We start from the raw sequence: 7986 nt of genomic DNA on the forward strand, positions 1-7986 counted from the left end.
AACCTACCCTGGCTACTGAAATGGGAGCCATGCAGGAGCGTATCACCTCGACCAAAAGAGGATCGATTACTTCTGTTCAGGCCGTCTATGTTCCTGCGGATGACCTTACGGATCCGGCACCGGCAACAACATTTGCCCACCTTGATGCGACCACTGTACTCTCTCGTAAAATTGCCGAGCTCGGGATATACCCGGCGGTGGATCCTTTGGATTCGACCTCCCGTATCCTTACGCCTGAGGTTCTTGGAAAAGAACATTACGACTGTGCCCAGCGGGTAAAGGAGTTGCTTCAGCGTTACAAGGAACTTCAGGATATTATCGCGATTCTGGGGATGGAAGAGCTCTCAGAAGAGGATAAGCTCGCCGTGGCCCGCGCCCGACGGGTACAGCGATTCTTGTCTCAACCTTTCCACGTGGCTGAACAATTCACGGGGATTCCGGGTGTCTTTGTAGACATTAAAGAGACCATTAAAGGATTTACCATGATCATGGACGGAGAGTTAGATCACCTGCCCGAGTCCGCTTTTAACCTCAAAGGAAGTATTGAGGAGGCTATAGAAGCCGGAGAAAAAATGCTGGCAGAAGTCTAGCCGGTCCAAAAGTGAACAACAGGCACGTTTAACAGAAACTTATACCTATGCACCTAGAGATTGTATCCCCAGAGGCTACCCTGTTTTCCGGAGAAGTTACCTCCGTTACTGTTCCGGGCGTGGATGGGGAATTTCAGATGTTTCAGGATCACGCACCCATCGTATCCCTCCTGCAGGAAGGGAGCGTTAAAATTGCGGGCAACCTGGAGATCGAAGAAGAATTCCGCAGCCGGTTTTCGAAAGGTTCAGATGGCAAGACGGTACTGAAGATTACGAGCGGAACGGTGGAATTGAAAAACAACAAGATTATCGTCCTTGCGGACTAAAAACTGTTGAAATTAATCAAGAACCCGCATCGGCAGATGCGGGTTTTTTTTTATCCAATAGTAGCGACAGAGACCACGGAATTCAGCGAAGTCGTATTTTTACAACATGGAAGATTTTCCTGACAAACTCCTGAAGAAGTTAAGACAGCGTAGAGAAGAAGGGGCTTTTCGTAGTTTGAAGTCACCAATTTCTGGGGTAGATTTCTCCTCCAACGATTACCTGGGTTTTGCGCAGTCTGAAGTGGAAAATGCGGTGGAATTTGCGTCGGGTAGTACGGGTTCGCGCCTGATCAGTGGGAACCACCACCTCTTTGAGGATACGGAGGCAATTGTGGCTGATTTTCACGAGGCTCAGGCGGCTCTGATCTTCAATTCAGGTTTCGACGCCAACCTCGGGTTGTTGTCCGCCCTGCTCCAGCGGAACGACTATATTTTTTATGACACTTCAGTCCATGCCAGTATCCGGGATGGGATTGCCCTGGGTAAGGCGAAGAGCTACAAATTCGACCATAACAACCTGGACTCCCTGCGGGCGCGGGTCTCAAGGGTCCTCGGAGGGAGTATTCCAGAAGGTTCTGAGGTCTATGTCATTGCCGAGACCGTTTATTCAATGGAAGGCGATGGTCCGGATATCACTGCCCTGGCAGGGTATTGCCAGCAGGAAGGATATCGACTGATTTTGGATGAGGCCCATGCGGCCGGGGTACTGGGGCCTCAGGGCAGGGGTGCAGTCATTGAGGCAGGTTGTGAGGATTTGGTTTTTGCCCGTATTATCACCTTTGGAAAGGCGCTCGGATGCCATGGGGCAGCCATACTGGGCAGCAGTATGTTAAAGGATTACCTGATCAACTACAGCCGGAGTTTAATCTATACCACCGCACTTCCCCCTTCCGGAGTTTATGCCATCTCAAGGGCTTATGAATGGCTTAGCGGGCCAGAGGGCAGCCGGGCACAGGAAAGTCTCAGGCAAAATATATCACTTTTCACCGCAAGCATAAAAGAACGAGGGCTAACAGGGTATTTCCCGGAGGCACGGGCAGCCATACACTGCTGTGAAATAGGCGGGAATGAACGGGTGAAGGCCCTCTCGACAGCGCTCAGGGCCAAAGGTTACGATGTTAAACCTATACTGTCGCCGACAGTTGCCAGGGGAAGGGAGTGCCTCCGTTTCAGCTTACACGCTTTTAACACCGCGGAAGAAATACGAGGAGTTTTGACTATCTTGGAGCAGTCGCTTAAGATGAAGGAGGAATGAACAGTAATTACCACACACTCGGTGCTTTTGACTACGTGGCAGATGCGGAACTCCTAAAGGCAAAACTGGAATCTGAAGGTATTCCTGTTTTTCTGAAGGATGCTAATATTCTGCAGGCCGACCCTTTTATCGCTGCCGCTATCGGAGGTGTTAAGGTGATGGTATACCAGGAGGACAGGAAAAAGGCACAGGACATCTATGATAGTGTCCGCAGATACGCCATTGATAAAGACGGCCACCCAATAGTGTGTCCGAATTGCAAGGCGACCCGATCGGAGCGATTTCTAGACAGGTCCCGATTGGTATATCGGTTATTTCCTTTTCTCGAACCGCCCAAATACCGATGTTTACAATGTGAAATGATCACAAGGGGATAGTCTATGACACGTGTATTTGTGACGGGTATTTCAACCGAAGTAGGAAAGACCATGGCGGCGGCTGTTTTAACCGAGGCCTTGCAGGCAGATTACTGGAAGCCTGTGCAGGCCGGAGATCTTGAAAATTCGGACAGTCATAAAATTCGTAAACTCGTCAGCAATAGCCGAACGGTGATTCACCCGAACTCGTATGCGCTCAATACCCCTATGAGTCCCCATGCTGCGGCCGAGATCGATCAGGTCACCATTGATTTAAGCCAAATCGTCCCACCCCGTACAGACAATCATCTGGTCATCGAGGGAGCGGGAGGCTTACTCGTACCCCTGAATCAGAAGGACACCATCCTGGATCTGATCCGTCCGGAGTACGAAGTTGTTGTGGTTTCGCGTCATTACCTTGGGAGTATCAACCACACCCTTCTTACCCTAAGAGTCCTTAAAGAAAAGGGTTTCAGGCCATATATACTGTTTAGCGGAAACCGACACCCTTCAACAGAAGGGATTATCAGGACAAAAACAGCATGCCCGGTACTGGGCCGGATCGAGGAACAGGCCGTATTCGATAAAACCGTTGTTCGGTCGTTGGCGGAAAACTTACAGCCTGCCCTGAGGCAATACAAGCTGATGTAATGGATTTGCATTCAAGTCCCCGGGAAAGGTGTGAACGAAATGGGTTGATCCCTGTGCGATTCGCCCGGTTATTCTGATCTTTGTATATAATAGTTTCTTCTAAAACGGATATTTTGGAAACCCTGTCAAAACGAGACCAGAAATTCATCTGGCACCCCCTGACCCAACATAAAACGCATCCCGAAATGCTTGCGATATCCCGGGCGGAAGGGGTTTACCTCTACGATGAGGAAGGCAACGCCTATATCGATGGGATTTCTTCCTGGTACACTGCGGTTTATGGCCATTGCAACCCGTATATAACTTCCCGGGTATATGCCCAGATGCAGCGTCTGGATCAGGTCGTTTTCAGCGGGTTTACCCACGAACCTGCCGTGGCCCTTTCCGAGAAACTCATACCCCTGCTTCCCAAAAATCAAGAGCGCCTGTTTTTTTCAGACAACGGTTCGACGGCCGTTGAAGTAGGTGTAAAAATGGCCCTGCAATACCATTTCAACCTGGGAAGGCCAAGGAAAGTCCTCCTCGCCTTTGAGGATGGGTTCCACGGGGACACCTTCGGGGCTATGTCCGTTTCGGGATTATCCGTTTACAATGGGCCTTTTAAAGATTTCAGTTTGGAGGTGATACGAATTCCGGTGCCTTTAAAGGAAGAACCCATCGAAATACTCCGTACCCTGGAGGAAATCCTCACGACTCAGGAAGTGGCAGCTTTTGTCTATGAACCCCTTGTACAGGGGGCCGCAGCGATGAAAATGCACAATCCTTTGGGCCTTGAGGCGCTTTTGAATTTCCTCAAAAGGAAAGGGGTGCTTTTAATAGCGGATGAAGTGATGACAGGTTTTGGCAAAACAGGTAATTGTTTTGCCTCCGAGAAAATGCCCACCAAACCGGATATCATTTGCTTGTCCAAGGCTTTGACGGCAGGGCTGTTGCCCATGGCGATTACCTCGTGCACTGCAGAGATATTCCAGGCGTTTTACGGGGATGAAGTTTCCCGGGGTTTCTTCCACGGGCATACGTATACCGCCAACCCATTGGCTTGCACAGCAGCCCTGGCAGCCCTTGAACTCTTCGTTTCGGAGAATATTCAAAGCGGGATAAGGCGAATAGAACAGGCGCATCGGGATTTCCTCAGCCGTATGGATGGGCATCCGAAAATCCGGTCTTCAAGGCACTGCGGGGTGATTTTGGCACTGGATCTGGATCTCGAGACCACCCGCTATGGAAATGTTCGTGATGAACTAATGGCTTTTTTTATGGACAGGGGTGTCTTCTTAAGACCCCTGGGAAGCACTGTGTACCTGATGCCCCCATATGTTATTGCCCCTGCTGAACTCCAAAAACTGTATGGGACCCTGGAGCTCCTTCTGGACACCTTGTAAACGGGATATACGCTACCTATGTTAGACACCGAAATTTCTATAATGTCAATGGTCTCGCTATCGGCCCTGGGTTCTGGGCCGGATGCGAGTTGGCAGGCGTATATAAGTCCGGAACACAGGCTTCGTGCGCTATCCGGGAAGGGTTTTTCAGGGGAAATGGCGGGGATGCTATCTGAAACGGACCTTCACCAGATCGAAGTCCTTAAGGGGCAACATCCACAATACAGGCACCTCGACCCCAGTGTACTCTATGCCATTCGGGCCGGGAGGGCAGCCATTCAGGCCGCGGGGTGGACCGGGAACTCCGGATATGGGGTGAATATAGGTTCCTCCCGGGGGGCTACTCACCTTTTAGAAACCCAGCACGAGGCATTTATCAATTCCGGAAAGGTCCGGCCACAAACTTCTCCCAATACGACCCTTGGCAATATTTCGTCCTGGGTTGCCCAGGATCTCGGGACATCAGGTCCTGTCTTGTCACATTCAATTACTTGCTCCACCGCACTTCATGCGGTTTTAAATGGGATTGCCTGGATCACCTCGGGAATGGCTAACCGTTTTCTGGTTGGAGGGAGTGAGGCCCCCCTGACGGCCTTTACCCTGGCTCAGATGAAAGCCCTCAAAATCTACAGCCAGGGCGGGAATTTTCCCTGTAGGGCCCTTGACCTGGCCAAGCAAACCAACACTATGGTCCTGGGTGAAGGCGCCGGGATGGCATGTCTGGAACCCGGCCGGAAGAAAGGGTCCCTGGCTTATATCATAGGGGTAGGGTATGCCACGGAGCCGATAGCGCATGGCGCCTCGATGTCCGCAAGTGGCGACTGCCTCAAACGGTCCATGGAGATGGCCCTGGATGGGATTTCGCCTGAGAGTGTAGATGTGGTCGTAATGCACGCACCGGGAACCCTGAAAGGAGATACAGCAGAAATGGAGGCGGTACACCGGGTTTTTGGAAAAATGACCCCTGCCCTGACAACCAACAAATGGAAACTGGGTCATACCCTGGGGACTTCGGGCATACTGAGTGTGGAACTCGCCATTTTGATGCTTAAACATCAGTATTTTATTGAGGTGCCTTATCTGGATAAGATGCCCGGGCCTGAGAAACTGGAGCGTGTATTGGTGAATGCGGTCGGTTTCGGGGGCAATGCCGTGAGTATTTGTTTGGAAAGAGGGTCTATCTAAATAGGAATGTCGTTGGCGTTTCAATACCAATGGGCTATTTTTGATCGGCAGGGGAGTCATATACCCCCTATTTAGAACATTAGAGCAACCAAGCAATACTATTTATGACTGCAATCAGACATGACTGGACCCGTGAAGAGGTCATGAGAACCTATAATCAACCCCTGATGGACTTGCTTTTTCAGGCTGCCAGTATCCACAGGGCGTATCACGATTCGAATACTGTTCAGGTTTCAACCCTCATTTCCATTAAAACAGGAGGTTGTCCGGAGGATTGCGGTTATTGCCCCCAGGCAGCCCGGTATCACACAGATATTGATGGGAATGACCTGATGTCTGTCTCCCAGGTGAAGGCTCAGGCACTTCGGGCCCGGGAATCCGGGAGTTCACGCGTTTGTATGGGTGCTGCATGGCGCAATGTAAAGGATGGCCCGGAATTTGACCAGGTACTGGAAATGGTCCGAACCATCAACAAGCTGGACATGGAAGTCTGTTGTACGCTCGGCATGCTGACAGAGCATCAGGCCAAACGTTTGGCAGAAGCGGGATTATATGCTTATAACCACAATTTGGACACCTCTGAAGATTATTATAAGGATGTCATTTCTACACGCGCCTTTGAAGATCGCCTGGAGACTATCGGAAATGTCCGGAAAACCAATGTTACTGTTTGCAGTGGGGGAATTATAGGAATGGGAGAGCAACTGGAGGACCGCGCAGGAATGCTGGTAGCACTCAGCACCCTCGATCCCCAGCCTGAGTCTGTGCCAATCAATGCATTGGTGCCGGTTCCCGGGACACCCATGGAGGATATTGAACGGGTTTCGATTTGGGAGATGGTGCGGATGGTTGCCACAACCCGTATCGTTATGCCCGAAACACAGGTTCGGCTTTCCGCCGGAAGGACTGAAATGAGCCAGGAAGGACAGGCCTTGTGTTTTTTCGCCGGGGCAAATTCCATTTTTGCCGGGGATAAACTCCTGACAACCCCGAACCCCGATGTCAATGAGGACATGGAACTCTTTAAAACACTCGGGCTCACGCCCCAACCCCCTTTTGTAAAAAAGGCCAAGCCTGAAACGATCGAGGCCGAAGAATCAGCCCTCCATCCCCTGGGAGAAAAACCCCGCTGGTCCAGGCCGGGTCACGTCATTCCAAGAAATGAGGCAGCTAAAAGGAAACGATCGTCCTAAAGAGCTCTACAAATTTTTTTCAGAGGTTTCTTACCTTTGAGGGCCAAATTGAATTTAAACAGTGCATCTCGAGAAAGTACCCAGGGTACCCCGGATCTCCAGGGAATCCTTTCTGCAGGAGTATTACCGGCCTCAAAAGCCCGTAATTATTGAAAGGGCCATTGAGCACTGGCCTGCGTATACCAAATGGAATCTGGAGTATATGCAGGAGGTAGCAGGATCCAAAGTAGTTCCGCTGTACGATGACCGGCCAGTAGACCACAAAGACGGTTTTAACGAGCCCCATGCCCGAATGAAAATGGCGGATTACATCGATCTGCTGAAACGGGAACCTACCCGATACCGGATTTTCCTCTGGAATGTATTAAAAGAAGTCCCCGAGCTACAGAAGGATTTTGAGTATCCTGATTTTGGCCTCAGGCTTATGAAGGGATTGCCGATGCTCTTTTTTGGCGGTCGAAATTCCTACACGTTTATGCATTACGACATTGACCTCGCCAATATCTTCCACTTTCATTTCCAGGGGGAAAAAGAGGTTATTCTTTTTCCTCAATCCGAGAATAAGTTTCTTTACAAGGTTCCACATTCGCTCATCACCCATGAGGCTATTGACTTTTCAGCCCCTGACCTGAACACCTGGCCCGCTTTAAAACACGCCAGCGGATACAGGGCAAAACTCAAACATGGAGAAGTCTTGTATATGCCAGAGGGATACTGGCACCATATGCGCTATATCACCCCTGGGTTTTCTATGAGCTTAAGGGCTATTGCCAGAAACCCTGCAAATTTGAGCAAAGCCTTTTATAACCTATTGGTTATGAGGAATTACGACGGTGTTATGCGCCGTCTTAGGGGGCAAAAATGGATTGACTGGAAGAACCAGCAGGCTATTGATCGGACCCACAAAAGGATGTCAGGCCGATTTCAATAAATCGGGCAGCTCTGAAGTAAGGCATTGCGTATATTCCTATTTTTCTGTTCTGGTAATTAATTTTAGATTTACAACTGACATTGACTTCGGGCATATATGCAGGTGGTACCTTTGGTT

General features: G+C 50.1%; 8 protein-coding genes and 1 pseudogene. All 9 read left to right on the forward strand.

Features of this window, described 5'->3' with window-relative positions; genetic code table 11:
- Positions 1 to 590, forward strand: a pseudogene (locus tag WBV75_RS10325) (F0F1 ATP synthase subunit beta); the annotation flags it as partial.
- A 47-nt stretch (positions 591 to 637) separates the two neighbouring features.
- Positions 638 to 916, forward strand: a complete 279-nt coding sequence (locus WBV75_RS10330) for a F0F1 ATP synthase subunit epsilon (RefSeq protein WP_424120532.1) — start codon at positions 638 to 640, stop codon at positions 914 to 916.
- A gap of 106 nt (positions 917 to 1022) precedes the next feature.
- Positions 1023 to 2171: an aminotransferase class I/II-fold pyridoxal phosphate-dependent enzyme gene (locus WBV75_RS10335; RefSeq protein ID WP_424120533.1), complete on the forward strand. Its 1149-nt coding sequence runs from the start codon at positions 1023 to 1025 to the stop codon at positions 2169 to 2171.
- Entirely contained in the window at positions 2168 to 2548 is a 381-nt protein-coding gene (locus tag WBV75_RS10340) for a putative signal transducing protein (protein ID WP_424120534.1), read from the forward strand. The genes WBV75_RS10335 and WBV75_RS10340 overlap by 4 nt, the downstream gene beginning before the upstream one ends.
- Before the next feature lie 3 nt (positions 2549 to 2551).
- Positions 2552 to 3178 (forward strand): dethiobiotin synthase, encoded by a 627-nt coding sequence (bioD, locus tag WBV75_RS10345; RefSeq protein WP_424120535.1) that lies wholly within the window; start codon positions 2552 to 2554, stop codon positions 3176 to 3178.
- A gap of 113 nt (positions 3179 to 3291) precedes the next feature.
- Positions 3292 to 4560, forward strand: a complete 1269-nt coding sequence (bioA, locus tag WBV75_RS10350) for an adenosylmethionine--8-amino-7-oxononanoate transaminase (RefSeq protein WP_424120536.1) — start codon at positions 3292 to 3294, stop codon at positions 4558 to 4560.
- Positions 4561 to 4602: 42 nt separating this feature from the next.
- Complete coding sequence (locus tag WBV75_RS10355; RefSeq protein WP_424120537.1) at positions 4603 to 5745, forward strand: beta-ketoacyl synthase N-terminal-like domain-containing protein; 1143 nt, start codon at positions 4603 to 4605, stop codon at positions 5743 to 5745.
- Between the two features lie 104 nt (positions 5746 to 5849).
- On the forward strand, positions 5850 to 6938 hold the full coding sequence (gene bioB, locus WBV75_RS10360) for a biotin synthase BioB (RefSeq protein WP_424120538.1): 1089 nt from the start codon (positions 5850 to 5852) through the stop codon (positions 6936 to 6938).
- A gap of 61 nt (positions 6939 to 6999) precedes the next feature.
- Positions 7000 to 7869 carry a cupin-like domain-containing protein gene (locus tag WBV75_RS10365; RefSeq protein WP_424120539.1) on the forward strand — a complete coding sequence of 290 codons (870 nt, stop codon included), beginning with the start codon at positions 7000 to 7002 and terminating at the stop codon, positions 7867 to 7869.
- Positions 7870 to 7986 lie beyond the last annotated feature (117 nt).

This window comes from Robiginitalea sp. (assembly GCF_049588695.1).
Lineage (GTDB): Bacteria > Bacteroidota > Bacteroidia > Flavobacteriales > Flavobacteriaceae > Robiginitalea.

Excerpts from the sequence above, each read along its gene's own strand:
- bioB (WP_424120538.1), top strand. The coding sequence starts at position 5,850 with ATGACTGCAATCAGACATGACTGGACCCGTGAAGAGGTCATGAGAACC.
- WBV75_RS10340 (WP_424120534.1), top strand. The coding sequence starts at position 2,168 with ATGAACAGTAATTACCACACACTCGGTGCTTTTGACTACGTGGCAGAT.
- WBV75_RS10330 (WP_424120532.1), top strand. The coding sequence starts at position 638 with ATGCACCTAGAGATTGTATCCCCAGAGGCTACCCTGTTTTCCGGAGAA.
- WBV75_RS10355 (WP_424120537.1), top strand. The coding sequence starts at position 4,603 with ATGTCAATGGTCTCGCTATCGGCCCTGGGTTCTGGGCCGGATGCGAGT.
- WBV75_RS10335 (WP_424120533.1), top strand. The coding sequence starts at position 1,023 with ATGGAAGATTTTCCTGACAAACTCCTGAAGAAGTTAAGACAGCGTAGA.
- bioD (WP_424120535.1), top strand. The coding sequence starts at position 2,552 with ATGACACGTGTATTTGTGACGGGTATTTCAACCGAAGTAGGAAAGACC.